Genomic DNA, 19,848 nt, shown 5'->3' with positions numbered 1-19,848 from the left:
GGTTCAGGTCCCGAGCCCTAGCTTTGGCGTAGCGCGACCGCTGGACTGCCGACAGCTCGTAGAAAGGAGCTAACGCTGTTGGTACACGCGACTATCGGCTGAAGAGCAAACAGACATCGACAACAAGAATGCCACTCGGCCGTACGACCGAGCTGCGTTGTACAGAGGATTCATTAGATCGAAAATTCAACGGCGACAGGAGCAATCAGAAGCGCGGGCACAAGTGGAGCCTCCAGATACTGGAGCAGACCTACATGTCGGACGCAAGTACACGGCATTTCATGTCACGCAGTCCAACCCTCTGGGTCCAGGTCAAGCGGACGTGCCCACTCTGCTGAGGACTATCTTTACGACTCGACAGGAACTCGGTGACCTCATTGTGGCGCGGACCTGGACCACCACAATGAGGTCACAACAGACGGAGACTGGCCATCTGTAATGGCCTATTACAACAAAATCGACCACACCGAGTAGCTCAGCTCAACAGCCGGTCCGACAAGAAAGTAGACCGAGCTATCCGAGACAGCCGGGCCGCTCGGCCTGCCTGGACAATCGAACATAGATCAAACTTGCGATCATCCAGGTGTAGAGCAGCGGTTAGAGTGGAGCCGCCTAGGGGAATCGAACCCCTGACCTTTTCATTACGAGTGAAGCGCTCTACCGACTGAGCTAAGGCGGCATGCCTTTCGGCCAGACGAGTCTATCTTCTCCTGGCCCGATCACGAAAACGGGTGGTCAGCTACTGTGATCGGGCCTCGATCAAAGCCGCTGCCATGGAGGCGAGGGCGAAACGGGGTTTGACGTTCAGGCCGAGGGCTTCACGGCAGGCGAGGACGGCCTCGATAGAGGCGAGTAGGCCTTCGGGACGCATCCAGGTGGCCAAGTCATGGATCTGTTCGGCAAGATCCGGGTGAGTGAGCGCGATGCCGGACTCCTGGTGGGCGGCGCCGAACCGGACGGCCAGCGCATCACGGTAGACGCCTGCCATGTCGATCAACGACTGGTCGAGAGCGTCTCGACTGGTGCGGGTGATCCTGGATTTCTGTCGTCTTTCCAGATCTTTCAGCACGCCCGCGGAACCTCGGGGGGCGCTCGCCGTGCCCTTGCCGGTGCCGCCTGCACCCAGCGCGGTCGAGAGTTCCGCGCGCTCGCGTTCGTCGCGGGCGGCATTCAGCTGTTTGGCCTCGCTCTCAGCTACTCGCACTAGCTCGTCCGCGGCGGCATAAGCTGCGCCGGGATCACTGATCGTGGTGGCCAGGGCCAGAGCATGTTTGCGGCGAGCACGTGCTTCTTCGTCGATGGCGAGCCTGCGTGCCCGCCCGATATGTCCGCCACTGATGGATGCGGCCCAAGTCGCGGTTTTCTCGTCCAGCTTGTCTTGTTCTCGAAGTGCTCGCGCGATGGCAGGCACTGATGGCGTCGCCAGGGGGGCGTGCCTACAGCGAGAGCGCAGTGTGACCGAGATGTCCGCGGAATCCACCGAGGGTGCGCACAGCAGGAATACCGTCCGGTCCGGCGGCTCCTCCACCACCTTGAGCAGTACGTTGCCCGCTGCCTCGGTCAAGCGGTCGGCATCCTCGACGACCACCACCTGCCAACGCCCTGTGGTCGGTCTCCGCGAAGCAATCGACACGATCTCGCGCATCTCCTTGGTGCTGATGCTCAGCCCCTCGGGTACCACCCTGCGAACGTCGCCATGTGTACCAGCCATAGTCGTGGTGCAAGCGTGGCAGCTACCACACCCAGGAATATCCGGGTCGGTGCACTCCAACGCGGCCGCAAAGCATAACGCCGCAATGGATCTGCCCGATCCGGACGGACCAGTGAACAACCATGAATGTGTCATCGCCCCCTCAGATTTGCCTCCACGCGCCGCGACGGCAGCAGCCGTCAGCTCGGACTCGACTGCCTCCTGGCCGACCAATCGATTGAAGACTCCCGCCACGTCATATACCCTAGCCGTCCACGCCGACATCTCCCGCGCAGTGCTCACACCAACGGTCGAGCGGATCGGCGATCAGGGTACGGGCAGCGCCGCAAGCCGAGAACTTACGACTTCACCGCGCCGGTTTTCGCCGCTGTTGTCTGTTCTACCACCGACTTTGTGGTTGCCGTCTTCTTACTGGCTGCGGACTTCTTGGCGGTAGTCTTCTTCGCAGCAGTTTTCTTCGCAGCGGTTTTCTTAGTGGTAGCTTTCTTCGCTGCGGTCTTCTTCGTCGCAGCTTTCTTCGTCGCGGTTTTCTTAGCGGCGGCCTTCTTCACCGGGCCGCGCGCTCGCCGATCGGCGAGCAACTCCATGGCCCGCTCCGGGGTGATCGACTCGATCTCGTCACCTTTACGGAGCGTCGCATTGATCTCGCCATCGGTGACATACGGACCGAATCGACCATCCTTGATCACCATCGGCTTGCCGGTGGCCGAATCGGGGCCGAGCTCACGCAATGGGGCCGCAGTCGATGCCTGCCGTCCGCGCCGCTTCGGCTCCGCATAGATCTTCAATGCTTCCGCTAGCGTCACGGTGAAGATCTGGTCCTCGGTATTCAACGACCGAGAATCGGTGCCCTTCTTCAGATACGGTCCATAACGTCCGTTCTGCGCGGTGATCTCTTCGCCGTTGGCCGGGTCCGTACCGACCACACGCGGTAGGGACAACAGCTCGAGCGCGTCGTCCAATGTGACAGTGGCCAGATCCATGGAACGGAAGAGCGAGCCGGTGCGTGGCTTGGGTGCGGCGGCCTTCTTCGCGTTCTTCTTGGCGGACTCCGCTCCCGCCTCGCGCTGTGGGCTGGTCAGAATCTCAGTGACGTACGGACCGAAACGTCCCTCCTTGGCCACGATCTGGTGACCGGTCGCCGGATCCACGCCGAGCACCCGACCCTCCTGCGGCGTCGCGAACAGCTTCTCGGCGACCTCTTGGGTCAGCTCATCAGGCGGAAGGTCATCCGGCAAGTTGGCTCGCTGTGATACCGGATCACCTTCTGAACTATTGGAATCGGCGACCATACGCTCCAGATATGGCCCATACCTGCCGACCCGGACGACGACGTCACGTCCATCGGAATCGCTGAACAGCTTGATGGAGTTGATCTCGCGCGCGTCGATGTCATCGAGCCGATCACCGACCATCTTCTTCAGCCCACCGGACCGTGCAACCGATCCCTCTACTCCGTGCTCGCCACCGAAATAGAAGCTGGACAACCAATTTCCACGCTGTTCGCGTCCGCCCGCGATAGCGTCGAGATCGTCCTCCATGGCGGCGGTGAAGTCGAAGTCGACCAATCGACCGAAATACTCCTCCAGCAAACCGATTACTGCGAACGCCACCCAGGACGGCACCAGCGCGTTGCCACGTTTGTACACATATCCACGATCGAGGATGGTCTTGATAATCGACGAGTAGGTCGAAGGACGGCCGATACCGAGCTCTTCGAGCGTCTTGACCAACGACGCTTCGGTATAGCGCGCGGGCGGATTCGTGCTGTGCCCATCGGGGTTCAGCTCAACCGCGGTGACCGCCTGGCCTTCTGCCAACGCGGGCAACCGGGATTCGGCGTCGTCGGATTGGCCACCGGTCTCCTCATCGACACTCTCCACATAGGCCCGCAAGAAACCGGGAAAAATGATAGTGCGGCCGGAGGCCGAGAATACGCACTCCTCACCGGTGCCTGCGATGCCGGTGATGCGCAGGGTCAGCGTAGTGCCCTTGGCATCGGCCATCTGCGAGGCGACGGTGCGTTGCCAGATGAGTTCATAGAGGCGGAATTCGTCATTATCCAACCGGGAATGCAGCTGTCCCGGTGTAACGAAGGTATCGCCGGCGGGACGGATCGCCTCATGCGCCTCCTGCGCGTTCTTTACCTTGCGGTTGTATTGTCGCGCGGCCGGGTGTATGTACTCGGCGCCATAGAGTTGCGTCGCCTGCGCACGGGCCGCGGCGATCGCAGACTCTGACAGCGTGGTCGAGTCGGTGCGCATGTAGGTGATATAGCCATTCTCGTACAATCGCTGCGCCACGCGCATCGTCCGCTCAGAGGTGAAACGTAGCTTGCGTCCTGCCTCCTGCTGCAATGTCGAGGTCATGAACGGCGCATAGGGCTTGCGGCTGTAGGGCTTGGACTCCGCTGAGGAAACCACCAGATCGGCGCCGTCCAGTGCCTCGGCGAGCCGCCGGGCGTAGCCCTCGTCCAGCACGACAATGCCGGGTGCTCTGTGACCGTCTGATGTCGTGGGTCGATCTAGGGCGACGTTTTCGGGTACCGAAGCGATGTTGTCGGCGGCTTTGAGCCTGCCGTCCGAGTCGAAATCCCGCCCTGATGCGACCCTGGCGCCATTGACGGTGATGAGCCGCGCACCGAAGGTCCTCGGGTTGGTGGCATCGCTCTCCTTATCGGTACCAGCGTCCAGCGTGGCGGCGATGTCCCAGTACTCGGCCGAACGGAACGACATGCGCTCGCGCTCACGTCGCACGATCACCCGAGTCGCGACCGATTGCACACGGCCTGCCGATAAGCGCGGCATGACCTTCTTCCACAGCACCGGGCTGACCTCGTAGCCATAGAGCCGATCGAGGATACGACGGGTCTCCTGCGCGTCGACCAAATCGCTGTCGAGTTCGCGGGTATCCGCCGCGGCAGCCCGGATGGCGGGCTCGGTAATCTCGTGGAATACCATCCTTCGGACCGGCACTTTGGGTTTGAGCGTCTCCAGCAGATGCCAGGCGATGGCTTCGCCTTCGCGGTCGGGGTCGGTTGCCAGATAGAGCTCGTCAGCGTTTTTCAACAGGCTCTTGAGCTCGGTGACCTTGGCTTTCTTGTCCGGGCTCACAATGTAGACGGGCTCGAAGTCATTGTCCACATCCACACCGAGGCGCGCCCAGGGCTGACCCTTGTACTTGGCCGGAACGTCCGCGGCACCGCGCGGCAGGTCTCGGATATGACCGACCGATGCCTCGACCGTGTAGTTCCGGCCGAGGTATGGCGCGATCTTACGGGCCTTGGTCGGGGACTCGACGATCACGAGACGACGCAGGGGACGACCCTGGTCGGCTACACCGCGGTCTCGTGTTGCCACCGGCGAATACACCTTTCCTCAATCGACCCGCGCCACATTATTCCCACTGCGCGCGGCTGGGGTAGGCGGCTACGACGGCTAGGCGTCGCGCTACCAGACACGTTTATACCGTGACGCTGTGTGGTCGGGCGTTACGACTCGAACCACCGAGCGTACGCGCGTTAGCTGGAATCAGTATGCCCTGCCCGTTCGCTACATCACCGTCGCGGCATGCCGCACAGACCGTTTTGCCAGTTCGCGCGAATCGTGGCTACCCCAGATATAGCCCGTCCCTCACCCCGAGGACCGGTGGTGAGGGACGGGCAAATAGTAGTTCCTTACGTACACTCAGCTGAGCGCACGTACTCCGGTGGCCTGTGGGCCCTTTGTGCCCTGGCCGACTTCGAACTCGACCTTCTGGTTCTCCTCGAGGGTGCGGAATCCCGTCCCCTGGATCTCGGAGTAGTGGACGAAGACGTCAGCGGAGCCGTCCTCGGGCGCGATGAAGCCGAACCCCTTCTCCGCGTTGAACCACTTCACAGTTCCCTGTGCCATTCTGTTCCTTCTCTTTTCTTACCGGAACGGCGGACAACTGGGTTCGTCCACCGGGTCCGTTCCGACCGCTGTACTGTTGGTTCCCCCTGCAGGAAAGCACCAAGCACACCGTTCGCAACATCGATCCTGCTGACGGTTTGGACTTTAGATCCGTCCCTCGAACACAGAAGCTTGCGACCAGGAACCAGTGAACCATGTCTTCGAGGAATTCAACAGTCGAGTTACCGACAATTTGCAAAAAAGTTGATCTTGCGAATGCGCGGATAAGGAACGCAATGCATGAATCTGTACTCAAGGTTCGTTTGCCTTCCGATAACCGAGTCAACGTTTAGCAATCGAGCTGTGACCAAGGTCGCTATTTGGCATAGCAATGCCAAGTGGATCGTCCGCGGTACACAGGTTTCGCAGTATCCGAGCGTGTCGCAGAATATGACACATGAATCCGGCGGACTCAGCGACTCGAGCGCAGCCTCGAACCGCTCCCAGCTACGGCGCTTCGTTGCTGAATCGTGTCCGTATACAAACGTCACATGACATCCAACCTGCCCATGTCGTCGAACTGCCTGCACTGGACGCAACGCGTACCGCCTGGCCTGCCTGGACAGCGCCAGAAGTGATCGCGGCTTTACACAACACGGGCATCGACTGCCCTTGGAGTCATCAAGCTGAGACGGCGGAGTTGGCATTCCGGGGCAAGCATGTGGTTGTGAGCACCGGTACCGCGTCGGGCAAGTCACTTGGGTATCAGCTGCCTGTGCTCACTGTGCTGCACGAAGACCCGAAAGCCACCGCGCTGTATCTGGCACCGACGAAGGCGCTCAGCTCCGACCAACTGCGCGCGGTCGGAGCATTGACCGAGAAAAACCCGCTGCGCGATATCCATCCGGCTGGCTACGACGGCGACACCCCGACCGAGATGCGGCAGTGGGTGCGCACCAACGCCCGCTGGATATTCACCAATCCCGACCTGCTCCACCTAGGAATATTACGGTCACACCAGCGCTGGGCACGGGTGCTGCGCAGGTTGCGCTACGTGATCGTCGACGAATGCCACGCCTATCGGGGGGTTTTCGGTTCACACGTCGCGCTGGTGTTACGCAGACTGCGACGGATCGCAACACGATACGGCGCCGATCCGATATTCGTGCTGTGCTCGGCGACCACGGCGGATCCAGCGGCCGCCGCGTCCCGGCTGATCGGCGCACCATGCGTCGCAGTCACCCGGGATGGTTCACCGCATGGACCGCGCACGGTCGCACTCTGGGAACCGCCGCTGCTCACCACGGTGAACGGGGAAAACGGGGCCCCGGTGCGCCGGGCCGCCACCACGGAGGCAGCCCGGATCATGGCGAACCTGGTGTCCGAAGGGGCACGGACCTTGACATTCGTGCGCTCGCGCCGGACCGCCGAGCTGACCGCGATGGAAGCAGGGAAGCTGCTGGCAAAAACCCATCCGGACCTTGCCGGGCGGGTGACCTCCTACCGTGCGGGATATCTCGCCGAGGACCGGCGTGAGCTGGAAGCGGCGTTGTCGGACGGATCGCTGCTGGGCGCGGCGACTACCAACGCATTGGAGCTCGGTGTCGATATCGCGGGACTGGATGCGGTAATCGTCTCGGGTTTTCCCGGCACGATCGCATCGTTCTGGCAGCAAGCTGGGCGCGCGGGACGGCGCACGCAAGGGTCGCTGGTCCTACTGATAGCGCGGGACGACCCATTGGATACCTATCTGGTGCGCCATCCGGAAGCACTGTTGGACAAGCCGGTGGAGGCTACTATCATAGATCCGCGCAATCCCTACGTACTCGGTCCACACCTGCTGTGCGCCGCGCTGGAACTGCCGCTCACTGATGTCGAGATGGACGAATTCGGCGCGCGCGAGGTGCTGCCCGATCTGCTCGCACGAGGGCTGATCCGACAACGTGGGACACGTGACCGCGCCCGGTGGCATCTCACCGCGCAGACACTGCCACACGACGCAGTGGATATCCGAGGTGGAATCGGTACTCCTGTGGCTGTCGTGGACGATGAGACCGGCAGACTGCTCGGCACCGCCGACGCAGGGCTGGCACCGGCAACGCTGCATCGGGATGCTGTTTACCTGCACCAGGGCGAGACCTATGTGGTCGACGAACTGGATCTCGAAGGCAGTGTCGCCTTTGTGCACGCGGCCGAACCTGGGTGGACCACCAGCGCAAGACAGGTGACCTCGATCACCATCGACGCGGTGGTCGAACAACACGACCACGGTCATGTGACAACCAGCCTGGCACAGGTACGAGTCACCAGTCAGGTGGTCGGCTACCTGCGCACACTCACCACCGGCGAAGTAGTCGACCTTGTCGAACTCGACCTACCACCACAGACACTTCCGACAAAGGCTGTGCTGTACACGGTGACGCCGGAATTGTTGGCGCTGGCAAGCATCGAACCCCAGGACATTTCCGGAGCGCTTCATGCGGCCGAGCATGCGGCAATCGGCCTTTTGCCGCTGATGGCAACGTGCGACCGCTGGGATATCGGCAGCACCTCCACCGCCGAGCATCCGGACACTGGGCTAGCCACCATCTTCGTCTACGACAGCCAGGCGGGCGGGACCGGTTTCGCCGAGCGTGGGTTCGCTCGACTACAGCAGTGGCTGTCGGCGACCTCGGCAACCATCGAATCGTGCGGTTGTGCAGCAGGCTGCCCGTCCTGCGTCCAATCACCCAGATGCGGTACCGGGAACCATCCACTGGACAAGGCGGGAGCGGCCCGCTTGCTCAGTTCCGTACTGACCGAGCTGTCCTCCAGTGTCGGCCGAACAAGCGATTCACGACCAGAGATATAGGGACACAGCAAGTCGTCAGTGATTCGTTTCTGGCGAGCTCAGCGGGAACAGGAGACACCTCACAGCGGAACGACGCCGCTTCACCCCTCGAAACAAATCGAAGGCATGTTCCAATAGCCAGGCTATTGCCTCATTACCGACTGTGGATGCATGTCTTCATTTTTTCGATACGCAACACGAACCAGGAATTCGCTGAGAGATTTTAACTGGCCAGTAGTATTGCCGATTTCCATCGACATGGAGAGACATGAGGTAATACACATCGCACTCTCATTCGGCGGCAGGGCCGGCACGGGCGATCGCCTGAACGATACGATCTCCATACAGACCTATTGGTATATTTCTTTCGGCAGTGATTGTCACATCCCACTCGGCGACTTCACAGGTCTGGATCCGTGCCCCCATTCGCCTAGCGACATCTTCCGCCGCTACGCATACGACGTCTGTTCCATTTCCCAATGCACCCGCGCCGGCCAACGCCGCCATATCCGCTGCCGCCTGTACTTGATGCCGCGCCACAACAACGATGCCCACCTGTGCGATTATCAGCGTCGCGCTGAGCAACGCCACCAAGCCGAGGCAGGTGAAAACGGTGGCCACACCCGCTTCACCGGATACGCGACCAACCACTGCGGAAAGCCTCGAATGCTGTGCCCAGCGCACAACCCGAATACTTGCTTGTCCACTCGGTTCTGGGTCGTGCCCGAGCCAGGGGCCCACCCTCATGACAGCACTCCTGGTTCCAAGGCGGCGACCGCTTCCGCCCGGAGCGTGAGCAGGGGGAGAAGCGGAAGGCGGGCGGAAACCACAGCCACAACGTGAGTGCCCTCCGCGCGAAGGGCAACATCGGCCGACGGCGGGGCAATCTGTTCGGCTGCGATAACAGCGTTCGCACGATCACCCCGAGCGGCCAGCCGGGCCGCCTCTCGAGCGGCGTCGACGCATTGGACCTGTGCCGACGCCGCCAACAGTGCGCCGAGACACAGTACGACAGCAACGATGACCGCGGTGAGTGCGATAGCGGCCTCGACCGTCACCGCACCACGATCGTCGCGCAGCCCCAGCATGTCACGATGCACTTCTCGACCGAGATCAGCGCTTACACCTCGGTGTCGAGTGCCCGATCGATGATTCTCGTCAGCGCGTTCACAATGCTGTCGCCCGTTACCACGCCATAGAGCACCGCACCGAACGCCGCGGCCGCGATCGTCCCGATCGCGTATTCGGCTGTGCTCATGCCATCTTCCGCGACCACCGCCTGAACCAGACGAGCACGCAAGCCCATCCATGCGGTCCACAGTTTTCGGCCTGCCGACTTCGGCGCATCGATACGCACCTGATTCCCCTCTCACTCCGGCTCGTGCGGCTCGTCCGCAAGAGCACGCTTCTATCGACGAGGCGCGCGGTGAAGTCACCACAGACCACCATCCATGATCTGGCCGGCCAAGCCGATGACCACGGGCACAATGCCCAGACAGACAAATGCGGGAAGAAAGCACAAGCCCAGTGGTCCACCGATCAAGACGCCCGCACGTTCTGCCTTCGCGGCAGCCGCGTCTTCGGCCGCGGTTCTGCAGTGTTCGGCCAACTCTCCGACTGCTATCGCAAGTGACGCGCCGGACCGCGCCGAACGACGAATGATCCGGACCAGTGACTGGATCTCCTCGGCGCCCGAATCGCCTGCCCGATCCCGCGCGACCTGTTCCCACGCCGTGGCCGCATCGGCACCCAATGCAAGCAGATCGCCCGCCCGCCGCAGTGCTTCGCCGAACGGTTCCGGAGCTTCGGGCGCCACAGCTCGCGCCGCACCCGCGACAGGGAGCCCAGCGCGCAAGCAAGCGGCCAGCAGATCGAAGGCCGAGGCCAGGGCCATGGGATCGGTACTCCGGTTCGCTTCGCATGATGACTCGGCCCGCTGTTCCTCCGGTAGGCGGAGGGCGCGCGACCGACGAGTCAACGCAACCCGTCCCGGCAGCACCATCGATGCGGCCGCGAGTAACAGCAACGGCACAACCATCCCTGTGGACAAAATCATCCCCTTTCCCAACACCGGAGCAGCGGTATCAGAGCGCATCACCGAGCGGGCCGACTCAGGAGACAGCGCTGGACGACGATGAGGACGGTCTCGATCCGACACATCCAGGCTGTGGCGGGAAACAGAATCGGAGGCGAATCCCACTCCTGACCGGTATCTGCCGAGGGTTACCGTGGATCGACCTGGATTACTCGTGAAAAGTGACTTCATACCAGCACCTTTCGCGTGATCGCGTCAGTCCACAGCAAGCCGGTACAGGCCAAGCCGACACCGAGCGGCAACAACACCGTCCCAGCGGGCGAGCTGAAGAGAACGTGCAGAGGCGAAGCGCCCATCATGTGGCCGAGTGCGATACCCAAACATGGCAAACAGGCCAGGAGCACAGCGGTGGCGCGCGCACCGGCCAGTGCCGCAGTGGTGCGGCCGTGAAATCGCATGCTTCCCGCGAGATCTACGCGGGCCGCTGCCAGTAACTCGCCGAGTGCCAGACCATGCCGCTCGGCAACCTGCCACGCACCCGCAACACGGGACAGCTCCGCTGCGACAGGAGAGCCAGGCCGGTACAGGCCTTCCGCCACGGAACCACCGAGCTTGCTGCGCGCCGCGCCGACAGCGAAAGCTTGTGCCGGTTCACCGCACACCTCATGCGCCACGATCTCGGCAGCTGCTCCCGGATGCGCACCCACCCGTAACTCGGCGATCATCGCCTCCAGCGCGTCGAGTAGGTGACCGCGCTCGATATTCCTGCGCCGGTCCCGTATGGCCGAACGCAGTCGCAGACCTACCGTTCCAGTGACCATGACCGCTGCGAGAAAAGGCCCTGGTCCGAGGAAGGCGAGTACAGCCGCGATGCCTGCGATCACGCCGACCCGTAACAAGATGCCCTTTCGCAGCTTCCTGCGGTTACCTTCTGTGCGCAATATCCGTCCGAATCGACGCCGTGCTATCGGCGCGGGGAGCACCACCAGCGCCATCGCGATGCACACCAGGACGAGGCTCATCGCTCGAGTCGTTCGGCAAGAAGACGGGACAGCTCCGCTGCGGCGGGAGCCTCGGCTGTTGCGTGCCACGCAGGCGTGATCCGTACGCAACCGCTTCCGGTGCGGTCCACCAGACCGATCTCACCCAACCCTCGGGAGCCGTCGGACCTGCGGTGCACGTGCAGGACCACTTGGACCGCGGCGGCGAATTGGCTGTGCAGAGCCATACGGTCCATTCCGCCCAACGCGGCAAGGGCTTCCAGGCGGGCAGGGACTTCCTGCGGCGAATTGGCGTGTACGGTGCCCGCGCTACCTTCATGGCCTGTGTTCAACGCGGTCAGCAGATCGACTACCTCAGCTCCTCTGACTTCACCGACTACGATCCGATCCGGCCGCATGCGCAACGCCTGGCGAAGCAGATCACGCACGGTGACCGCACCGGCGCCCTCCACGTTCGCGGTCCTGGCGACCAAACGGACCACATGCGGATGCGGTGGTGCCAGCTCAGCAGCGTCCTCGATGCAGATGATCCGCTCGGTCGGACTCACCGTGGCAAGCAGACCGGAGAGAAGCGTTGTTTTCCCCGTGCCCGTACCGCCGACCACGAGGAAAGCCAGCCGCGCCTGGACGATGCGCTCCAGCAGGAGCTTCGCGTCCGCAGGCATCGCGCCCAGCGCGGCCAGCGTGTCCAGCCCTTGGGTGGCCGGACGAAGTACTCGTAGCGAAAGACATGTACCACCGTGCGCGATCGGCGCGAGTACCGCGTGCAGACGGACACCGAACGAATCCCCGAGCACCGCTTCAGTTCCGGCCAGACGACCGTCCACCCAGGGCTGTGCGTCGTCGAGTCGCCGTCCCGCCGACAAAGCCAAGCGTTGCGCGAGCCGCCTTACCGCGTTCTCATCGGGAAAGGTGAGAGAGGTTTTCTCCAGTCCCTGCCCGCGATCGATCCATACCGCGTCCGGACCGGTAACCAGGACATCCGCGACGTGCGGATCGTGTAACAAAGGTTCGAGCACGCCCACACCGGTCATTTCGGTCTGCAGCAACCGTAATGCCCGCAGCAGATCGGTATCGCTCAGCACCCCGCCCGCCTCGGTTCGGATCGCAGCGGCGACCTGCGCCGGATCCGGATACCCTGTTTTCGCGGCCAATCGTTCCCGTACTCGATCCAGCAGCTCTCGCGTCAATAACGCACTCATCGCTGCCTCCTCATCGCCGTTGCCCGACCGGAGTACTGAGCACACCGAGCACCGCGTCAGCCGCATCACGCAGTGGGCCACGACGACGCACCGAGAGCCCGCCACGCTCCAAGCGATGCGCCAGCCCCGATTGAGCGCGAACAGCAGCGAGCAGGGGGAGGTCGAGCACCTCGGCGACCTCATCACCCCTCAGCCCACCTGGCGCGGGTCCGCGGACGACCAAACCTTGATTCGGATTTCGGCGAGCGATACGCGCCGACACCGCTGCCGCGGCGGCGACCGCCCGAAGCAGCGCCGGAACGACCAGGACCACGAGATCCGCCGAATCGAGCATCTGGTCGGCATGCGGGCCCCGCTCACCGGAAATATCACACACAACGAGATCACCTGCGGTACGGCCTGCTTCGACCACGGCACGGACCCCGGCGGGACCGAGCTCGCGCGGCAACTCGCCCGCTCCACATCGGCCGCAGGACAGTACTGCGAGGCCGGGGGCCGCGGCGGGCAGCGCGCCGTGCAGCGCGGCGGCGGATACTCGCCCGTCCTCGACGACGAGATCCGGCCAGCGCAAGCCCGCTGACGTCTCGATACCGAGCAGCAAATCGAGCCCCCCACCGAAAGGGGCACCATCGACCAGCAAGGTCTCGCGCCGAAACCTTTCGGCAGCACCCCGTAGTGCGAGCGCGACAGCCAGTGTGGATGCGCCCGCACCACCACCGGCTCCGACGACCGCGACAACCGCGCCGCCACCCGCACGCTGCTCACCGTACTCAGCGAACATCTCGATAAGCTCCGCTGCAGCGCCGGGTAGGGCGATAACTCGCTCCGCACCCGCCGATGCCGCAGCCTGCCAATCCGGTAGGCCCGGCTCACCGTCGGTGACCAGCGCCACACCGGTCCGGCGTGGATAGCGCCCTGTCGCCGCCCCCTGCGCAGTAGCGGTATCCAGAATCACGAGGGGAGCGCTCATCCAGGTGTGCCTGCCGACAGGTCCGCGCTGTTCGTCGAGGTCTCGTTCCGCGGCAGCAGCGATACGCTGGACTTCCTCGCGCAGGCGGTCGTCTTGGATGAGCACGAGAGCGGGCGGCGCTCCACCCAGCGCTGATGCTTCGAGATTCATGCGGTTCAGCGTCGCCGACAACGAGCTGGCGAAGAAGCGGTCCTGTGCCGAATGTGGACAACTCCCGGCTGGGGATAATCGTCCTGTCCGAGAAATAGTCCCGAAAATAGAGGACGACCCCAGCCGGGGGGGAGGAGGCTGGGGCCGTCGGGTTCAGCCCCGGGGGGTCGGGCTGAACGCGCCTGGACCATGTCCAGGTGTCAGCAATACTACACCCAAATCCGGGCTGTAGCACAAGTCCATCATCGGAGAACTTCACAGCCCGTTGCGCCCGCAGAGTAAATCGCGCCGATCGCCCTCCCATCGGTCGCTTACCACAGCTCGCTCACCTGGCCACCGCGTGCATATCCTGCCTATCCTGGCCATGTGGACAAACCAGCCGTCTCGGGTGGACGCGTCGCCGCTTTCTTCGACCTGGACAAGACCGTGATCGCCGAATCGAGCACGTTCGTCTTCAGCAAACCCTTCTATGCGCAGGGACTGCTGAACCGGCGCGCCGTCCTGGCAGTGGGCTACGACCACCTCCTGTTCCTGCTGTCGGGTGCCGACCACGAACGGATGGAGCGGATACGCGCCCATATGACCACCATGTGCGTCGGATGGGAGGCCGAACAAGTGAGAGCCATTGTCACCGAGACATTGCATGAGCTGATCGACCCATTGATCTACACAGAGGCAGCCGACCTTATTTCCGACCACAAGAGCCGGGGCCACGACATAGTGATCGTCTCGGCATCCGGCGAAGAAGTCGTCGACCCGATTGCCCGAGCACTCGGCGCCGCACACACTGCCGCTACCCGGATGGTCGTCGCAGACGGCAGGTACACCGGTGAGGTGGAGTTCTTCTGCTATGGCGAAAAGAAAGTCGACGCTATCGAAAAGATCGCCGCGATCGAGAAGTACGACCTGTCGCGCTGCTACGCCTACTCCGATTCGATCACCGATCTGCCCCTGCTCGAGGCAGTAGGACACCCGACTGTGATCAATCCAGACCGCGACCTGCGCCGCGCGGCTATCGCCCGCGGCTGGCCCATCCTGACATTCACCAATCCCGCGTCACTGCGGGCGCGTTTCCAGGCACTGTCCCCCACCACACTGGCCACGACGGCCACAGCCGGGGTGAGCGTATTGATTGCTGGTGTGATCAGCTACCGACTCCTGCGCAGGCAACGCTGAAGGCCCGACATTCGAACGTCCACCCAGATAGCACCGGCCTATGTTTGCCGTGGTTTCGCCGCCTCCTCAGAGGGCGAACAGCCATGCTATAAGCCACGAAACACCAGTAAAGCCAGACAAATTACTAACAAAACCGCTGGACTTTCGATGCATCCGATCCTCTTGCTGTGAGTGCTACCACAGTGTAGAAAGGTAACTACGGGAAGGCGGAAGGCCAAGGCAGGATCGGAAGAGAAGGTACTGTCTCCCAACCTCCTTTCCCAGCACGGATGCCAGGCACCCACGCGGAGCTCGCCGCGACAAGGGCAGAAGCGTTGTGGGCCTGCGAAGTACGGGTATTCGATAGCGAGAGCCTCGCACAGGTTGCGGGGATGAGCTTTCGATGTCCGAATTATCGCCGAGGCCGTAGAACACAACCCACTCAGCACGCTTGGTAACCGGGTAGTCCGTGCTAGCGGGCGGTGATGTCGACAGACGACACCGCCCGCTTTGATGTGTGTAGACGCCGCTACCCCGTCACGGAGTCGGCGATCGAGGTGGCCTCCCGCGCCCCGTCCTCGAACGCCCCGCAACAGAAGATCACCCAACTGCCCACAGCATCCGGATCTCCGGTACCGAACCCGATGGCCGCATCCAGATACGCCTGTCGCCTGCGTAGCCAGAACACCTCTGGTACGCCAAGACTGTGCGGATCCAGCCCACTGGACACCGCGACCAAACGCGAAGCTGCCCGCGCGACTACGCCATCAGCTGTCCCGAACGGTCGCAACGCCAATAACTCACCATGCACTACGGCGGCGATCACCGGCGCTGGCACTTGCGCGCCGAGCACCGTCTGCGCCAGCAGATCCAGCCTCCCCGCGATACCGGGCGTACCGCGGGGCCGACCGAGCAATTCTCGCTCCGGCGCCAGATCCGCGGCGGCGAGCAGGTGCAACCGCGCCAGCGCCTGCAGCGGCGCACGCTGCCAGGTGTTGACCGAGTTCCGGAGCGCATCGCCGTCCAGTGCCTGCCCGACCCGCAACGAACCGGCAAGAATCGGATCAGCTACACGGCCGTCTACGGGAAGTTCCGTACTACCACCGTCGATGGCAGCCGAGGAACGGGCGGCTCGTACTGCGGCCTCGGCCGCCGTGGTCGGCCATCCACGGCGGTTCGCTTTATGCCGATGCACCTCGGCGAGTGCGGCGCGGGCGCGGTCGGCCGCGTCCCGGACACCGGGCAGGTCGAGGAGGGGCTGCAGCGGATCGGTCACGGCATACGAGGCTACTTGCGCCGAGGCCGGCTGATCCGCTCACCCGGCATGTCCGCACCGCTACCCGGCCAACAGTCCGCGACCTGGTATCGCGTCGAGCAATTTCCGGGTGTACTCCTGCCGGGGGGCGTCGAACACCTCCTCCGTCGTCGCTGCCTCGACTACCTTACCGCGCTGCATGACCAGTACATCGTCGGCAATCTGCTGAACTACGGCCAGGTCGTGTGTGATGAACAGGTACGTCAGCCCCAGCTCGACCTGCAGCTCGTTGAGCAACCTCAGGATCTGTGCCTGCACTAACACGTCGAGTGCCGACACTGCCTCATCGCACACCACCACCTCCGGCCGGAGTGCGAGCGCACGCGCGATAGCCACACGCTGGCGCTGGCCTCCAGACAGTTCGTTGGGATAGCGCCGCATCACACTGGAGGGCAGTGCGACTTTGTCCAGCAGCTCCCGGACGGTTACTTCCCGCTGCGCGGTGGTGCCGATCCGGTGCGTACGCAGCGGCTCCTCGATGGTGCGATAGATCGTGTACATCGGATCGAGGGAACCGTAGGGGTCCTGGAAAATCGGCTGCACCCGACGACGGAATGCGAAGGCGCCCTTGCTATCCAGAGTCGCCACTGTTTGTCCGTCGAAAGTCACCGATCCGGAAGTGGGTGCGAGCAAACCGAGAACCATCTGCGCCACTGTTGTTTTACCCGAGCCGGACTCACCGACGATCGCCATAGTCGAACCTCGCCGCAGCCGGAATGACACATCGTCGACCGCGGCGAACTCGGTCGATTTCCATGGCACCCGACCGCGCATCCGGAACTTCTTGGTCAGCTGATCGGCCACGATCACCTCATCCGAAAGCGCCCCAGGCCGACCGCCTGGCACCATCACCTGATCATTCTCAGCTCGTTGCCGCGCCGTTGACAGCCGTCGCGTAGCGAGCGAAGGCGCCGAACTCACCAGGCGCTTGGTGTACAGATGCTGCGGGTTACGCAGAATCCGCAGCGCGGGACCGGATTCCACGACCCTTCCGCGATACATCACCACCACGTGATCCGCGCGCTCCGCGGCAAGACCGAGATCATGAGTGATCAGCAGAACCGAGGTACCGAGCTCGGCGGTGAGTCTGTCGAGATGGTCGAGGATCTGCCGCTGCACGGTCACGTCCAGCGCCGAGGTGGGTTCATCGGCGATGAGCAGTTCGGGACGGCAAGCCAGTCCGATCGCAATCAGCGCCCGCTGCCGCATTCCGCCGGAGAACTCATGTGGATACTGGTCGGCTCGCCGCCGTGCATCTGGTATGCCCGCCTCCTCCAGCAGCTCCACAGCCCGCGCATCGGCCGCCTTGCCCCGCGCGATGCCGTTGGCCATCAATGCCTCACGGATCTGGAAACCGATCTTCCACACGGGATTCAGATTCGACATCGGGTCCTGCGGCACCAAACCGATGCCACTGCCCCGAATGGCGACGATATCGCGCTTCGAGGCCGCGGTGAGATCCTTGCCGTCGAAAACGATCGATCCGGAAGTAACCCGCCCGGTTCCTGGCAGCAGATCGATGATGGCGTGCGCCGTCGTCGACTTTCCCGAGCCGGATTCGCCGACGATCGCCACGGTCTGGCCCGGATACACTGTCAGGCTCGCATCCCTGACTGCGGGCATCTGCTCGCCCTCCGCAGTGAAACACACATTGAGATCGGTTATCTCTAGCAGCGGCTGTGGTCGTGCGACCTCGTTCATCGCTTCCTCGCCTTCGGGTCCAAAGCGTCACGCACAGCATCGCCGAGCATGATGAAACTCAGCACGGTCAACGCCAGCGCGGTCGCGGGATAGAACAGAATTCCCGAGGTGCGGATCTCTTTCTGCCCGGTGGCGATGTCGGAGCCCCAGGACACCACCGTACGTGGCAGCCCGACACCGAGATAGGACAAGGTCGCCTCGGTAACGATGAACACTCCCAGCCACAATGTGGTGACCACGATCAATGGTCCCGCCGCGTTCGGCAGCACGTGGCGCAGCAATATCTGTATTCGGGACAAACCCAATGCTGTTGCCGCCATGACATAGTCACTGCTCTTCGCCTGGATCACCGCGCTGCGGGCGATACGGGCCGCCTGCGGCCAGGTGAATCCGGCGAGGATGACGATCACCGTCCAAATCGTGCGTGAATTCAGCAACTGCATGATCACAATCGCGGCCAGCATCAATGGGATCGCATAGAAAATCTCGGCGACCCGGGAAACGATCGAGTCCAGCAACCCGCCGTAGAAGCCTGCCAACGCCCCGAGCGTGCCGCCGATCAGCACGAATAGCGCCGTGGCACCGACCCCGGTCAGCACGGAAGCTCGCGCACCGTAGACTGTCCTGGCGTAGATGTCACATCCCTGTTTGTCGAAACCGAACGGGTGGCCCGCGCTCCTGGGGTCCATGCTGAAATCGCCGTTGCAGTAACGCGGGTCCTGACTGGTGAACAGTTCCGGCCAGGCCACCACCAGCAGCACGAAAACGATCAACACCGCCGCGACGACGAAGATCGGGTTGCGGCGTAGCTGTCGCCACGCGTCGCGCCAAATACTTGTCGGGGCACCGGTCTTCACCACCACGTCGGTGGCCAACACCTCGACCTCGTCGGGCGGCGAGACGAAATGCTCTTGGCCACGGCGCTCCGGACCATTGTCCGTGGTCAGGTCAGGCATAGCGAATCCTCGGGTCAAGTGCGGCATAGAGCAGGTCGACAACCAGGTTTGTGATCAGGAAGATAACGATGAGCACGGTGACGAACGAGACCACGGTCGGCGGTTCGCCTCGCGTGATCGCCTGGTAGAGCGTGCCGCCTACGCCAGGGATATTGAAGATGCCCTCGGTGACGATCGCGCCGCCCATCAAAGCGCCGAGATCGGCGCCGAGAAAAGTGATCACCGGGATCATCGAGTTACGCAGGATGTGCACAGTCACTACCCGATGCCTAGTAAGCCCTTTCGCGGTTGCGGTACGTACGTAGTCGGCGGATACGTTCTCCGCCACTGAGTTGCGGGTCAATCGCAAGACATAGGCGAACGAGAGCGATCCGAGTACGAAGGCCGGGACCAGCAGTTCGCCGATCGTTGCCTTCCCGGAGACAGTCACCGGCGTAATTCCCCATTTCACTCCGAGCAGGAACTGCGCGAGGAAGCCGAGCACGAAAACCGGTACCGCGATGACGATCAAGCTGATCACCAGCATCGTCGAATCGAATAACTTTCCCTTGCGCAGTCCCGCGATCAGACCGAACACGATGCCGAACACAGCCTCGACAAGCACTGCCAGCACCGCGAGTCGAAGCGTGATCGGGAAAGCGCGGGCGAGTTCGTCGCGCACCGGCCTGCCGGAGAATGCCGTCCCGAAGTCGAAGGTAGCGATACCTTTCAGGTAATTCAGGTACTGCACAATGAAGGGCTGGTCGAGGTGATAGCGTGCCCGCAGCTGCGCCTCCACCGCCGGCGTCATCGGCTTGTCGCCTGCCAGCGCCTGGATCGGGTCTCCTGGCACAAGAAACACCAAAGCGTAGACGAGCAACGTCGCTCCGAGGAAGACGGGGATCATCTGAAGCAGACGCCGCAAGATATACCAGGCCATTTTGCCTCCTGGGTCGACGTCGTCCCGCGCC

16 protein-coding genes and 1 tRNA gene are annotated in these 19,848 nt (G+C 62.9%); 2 read left to right on the top strand and 15 right to left on the bottom strand.

The features are described from left to right. Positions 1-603 precede the first annotated feature (603 nt). The 4 genes from ACX4ZE_RS08385 to ACX4ZE_RS08370 all read right to left on the bottom strand — a co-directional run bounded on the left by ACX4ZE_RS08385 (position 604) and on the right by ACX4ZE_RS08370 (position 5,604). Positions 604-679, bottom strand: a tRNA-Thr gene (locus tag ACX4ZE_RS08385). Between the two features lie 60 nt (positions 680-739). Next, positions 740-1,945: a DNA polymerase III subunit delta' gene (locus tag ACX4ZE_RS08380; RefSeq protein ID WP_480272732.1), complete on the bottom strand. Its 1,206-nt coding sequence runs from the start codon at positions 1,943-1,945 to the stop codon at positions 740-742. 104 nt (positions 1,946-2,049) lie between these two features. After that, entirely contained in the window at positions 2,050-5,016 is a 2,967-nt protein-coding gene (gene topA / locus ACX4ZE_RS08375) for a type I DNA topoisomerase (protein WP_480272762.1), read from the bottom strand. 381 nt (positions 5,017-5,397) lie between these two features. After that, a complete protein-coding gene (locus ACX4ZE_RS08370) occupies positions 5,398-5,604 on the bottom strand; it encodes a cold-shock protein (protein ID WP_019044597.1) in 207 nt (68 codons plus the stop codon). A 436-nt stretch (positions 5,605-6,040) separates the two neighbouring features. Between ACX4ZE_RS08370 and ACX4ZE_RS08365 the strand changes: the two genes are divergently transcribed. Then, complete coding sequence (locus ACX4ZE_RS08365; RefSeq protein ID WP_480272731.1) at positions 6,041-8,434, top strand: DEAD/DEAH box helicase; 2,394 nt, start codon at positions 6,041-6,043, stop codon at positions 8,432-8,434. A gap of 270 nt (positions 8,435-8,704) precedes the next feature. On the opposite strand, the gene ACX4ZE_RS08360 is transcribed toward ACX4ZE_RS08365, so the two are convergent. The 7 genes from ACX4ZE_RS08360 to ssd all read right to left on the bottom strand — a co-directional run bounded on the left by ACX4ZE_RS08360 (position 8,705) and on the right by ssd (position 13,771). Continuing rightward, positions 8,705-9,160 carry an Rv3654c family TadE-like protein gene (locus tag ACX4ZE_RS08360; RefSeq protein WP_480272730.1) on the bottom strand — a complete coding sequence of 152 codons (456 nt, stop codon included), beginning with the start codon at positions 9,158-9,160 and terminating at the stop codon, positions 8,705-8,707. Further along, a complete protein-coding gene (locus ACX4ZE_RS08355; RefSeq protein WP_480272761.1) occupies positions 9,157-9,501 on the bottom strand; it encodes a TadE family type IV pilus minor pilin in 345 nt (114 codons plus the stop codon). Before ACX4ZE_RS08355 ends, ACX4ZE_RS08360 begins: the two co-directional genes overlap by 4 nt. 32 nt (positions 9,502-9,533) lie before the next feature. Then, a complete protein-coding gene (locus ACX4ZE_RS08350; protein ID WP_480272760.1) occupies positions 9,534-9,719 on the bottom strand; it encodes a DUF4244 domain-containing protein in 186 nt (61 codons plus the stop codon). Between the two features lie 126 nt (positions 9,720-9,845). Then, positions 9,846-10,469: a type II secretion system F family protein gene (locus tag ACX4ZE_RS08345; RefSeq protein ID WP_480272729.1), complete on the bottom strand. Its 624-nt coding sequence runs from the start codon at positions 10,467-10,469 to the stop codon at positions 9,846-9,848. Between the two features lie 206 nt (positions 10,470-10,675). Further along, positions 10,676-11,470, bottom strand: a complete 795-nt coding sequence (locus tag ACX4ZE_RS08340) for a type II secretion system F family protein (RefSeq protein WP_480272728.1) — start codon at positions 11,468-11,470, stop codon at positions 10,676-10,678. Next, positions 11,467-12,651, bottom strand: coding sequence for a TadA family conjugal transfer-associated ATPase (locus ACX4ZE_RS08335; protein ID WP_480272727.1), 1,185 nt, complete (start codon positions 12,649-12,651; stop codon positions 11,467-11,469). Before ACX4ZE_RS08335 ends, ACX4ZE_RS08340 begins: the two co-directional genes overlap by 4 nt. 10 nt (positions 12,652-12,661) lie before the next feature. Beyond that, positions 12,662-13,771, bottom strand: a complete 1,110-nt coding sequence (ssd, locus tag ACX4ZE_RS08330; RefSeq protein WP_480272726.1) for a septum site-determining protein Ssd — start codon at positions 13,769-13,771, stop codon at positions 12,662-12,664. A gap of 366 nt (positions 13,772-14,137) precedes the next feature. On the opposite strand from ssd, the gene ACX4ZE_RS08325 reads away from it, so the two are divergent. Further along, positions 14,138-14,947 (top strand): HAD family hydrolase, encoded by an 810-nt coding sequence (locus ACX4ZE_RS08325; protein WP_480272725.1) that lies wholly within the window; start codon positions 14,138-14,140, stop codon positions 14,945-14,947. 508 nt (positions 14,948-15,455) lie between these two features. On the opposite strand, the gene ACX4ZE_RS08320 is transcribed toward ACX4ZE_RS08325, so the two are convergent. Genes ACX4ZE_RS08320 through ACX4ZE_RS08305 form a run of 4 tightly spaced genes read right to left on the bottom strand, consistent with a single transcriptional unit; the run spans position 15,456 to position 19,817 of the window. Then, positions 15,456-16,202 carry an oxidoreductase gene (locus ACX4ZE_RS08320; protein ID WP_480272724.1) on the bottom strand — a complete coding sequence of 249 codons (747 nt, stop codon included), beginning with the start codon at positions 16,200-16,202 and terminating at the stop codon, positions 15,456-15,458. A 60-nt stretch (positions 16,203-16,262) separates the two neighbouring features. After that, positions 16,263-17,942 (bottom strand): dipeptide ABC transporter ATP-binding protein, encoded by a 1,680-nt coding sequence (locus tag ACX4ZE_RS08315; protein WP_480272723.1) that lies wholly within the window; start codon positions 17,940-17,942, stop codon positions 16,263-16,265. Continuing rightward, complete coding sequence (locus tag ACX4ZE_RS08310) at positions 17,939-18,898, bottom strand: ABC transporter permease (RefSeq protein ID WP_480272722.1); 960 nt, start codon at positions 18,896-18,898, stop codon at positions 17,939-17,941. Before ACX4ZE_RS08310 ends, ACX4ZE_RS08315 begins: the two co-directional genes overlap by 4 nt. Then, entirely contained in the window at positions 18,891-19,817 is a 927-nt protein-coding gene (locus ACX4ZE_RS08305) for an ABC transporter permease (protein ID WP_480272721.1), read from the bottom strand. The genes ACX4ZE_RS08310 and ACX4ZE_RS08305 overlap by 8 nt, the downstream gene beginning before the upstream one ends. Positions 19,818-19,848 lie beyond the last annotated feature (31 nt).

Source organism: Nocardia sp. TBRC8007 (genome assembly GCF_056629435.1).
The sequence above is the reverse complement of the archived record's forward strand: the minus strand, read 5'-3'. Positions and strand labels throughout refer to the sequence as shown.

Bases quoted from the DNA above. Each gene is read 5' to 3' on its own strand.
- ACX4ZE_RS08370 (WP_019044597.1), bottom strand. From the start codon at position 5,604: ATGGCACAGGGAACTGTGAAGTGGTTCAACGCGGAGAAGGGGTTCGGC.
- ACX4ZE_RS08365 (WP_480272731.1), top strand. From the start codon at position 6,041: ATGAATCCGGCGGACTCAGCGACTCGAGCGCAGCCTCGAACCGCTCCC.
- ACX4ZE_RS08360 (WP_480272730.1), bottom strand. From the start codon at position 9,160: ATGAGGGTGGGCCCCTGGCTCGGGCACGACCCAGAACCGAGTGGACAA.
- ACX4ZE_RS08355 (WP_480272761.1), bottom strand. From the start codon at position 9,501: ATGCTGGGGCTGCGCGACGATCGTGGTGCGGTGACGGTCGAGGCCGCT.
- ACX4ZE_RS08350 (WP_480272760.1), bottom strand. From the start codon at position 9,719: ATGGGCTTGCGTGCTCGTCTGGTTCAGGCGGTGGTCGCGGAAGATGGC.
- ACX4ZE_RS08345 (WP_480272729.1), bottom strand. From the start codon at position 10,469: ATGATTTTGTCCACAGGGATGGTTGTGCCGTTGCTGTTACTCGCGGCC.
- ACX4ZE_RS08340 (WP_480272728.1), bottom strand. From the start codon at position 11,470: ATGAGCCTCGTCCTGGTGTGCATCGCGATGGCGCTGGTGGTGCTCCCC.
- ACX4ZE_RS08335 (WP_480272727.1), bottom strand. From the start codon at position 12,651: ATGAGTGCGTTATTGACGCGAGAGCTGCTGGATCGAGTACGGGAACGA.
- ssd (WP_480272726.1), bottom strand. From the start codon at position 13,771: ATGAATCTCGAAGCATCAGCGCTGGGTGGAGCGCCGCCCGCTCTCGTG.
- ACX4ZE_RS08315 (WP_480272723.1), bottom strand. From the start codon at position 17,942: ATGAACGAGGTCGCACGACCACAGCCGCTGCTAGAGATAACCGATCTC.
- ACX4ZE_RS08310 (WP_480272722.1), bottom strand. From the start codon at position 18,898: ATGCCTGACCTGACCACGGACAATGGTCCGGAGCGCCGTGGCCAAGAG.
- ACX4ZE_RS08305 (WP_480272721.1), bottom strand. From the start codon at position 19,817: ATGGCCTGGTATATCTTGCGGCGTCTGCTTCAGATGATCCCCGTCTTC.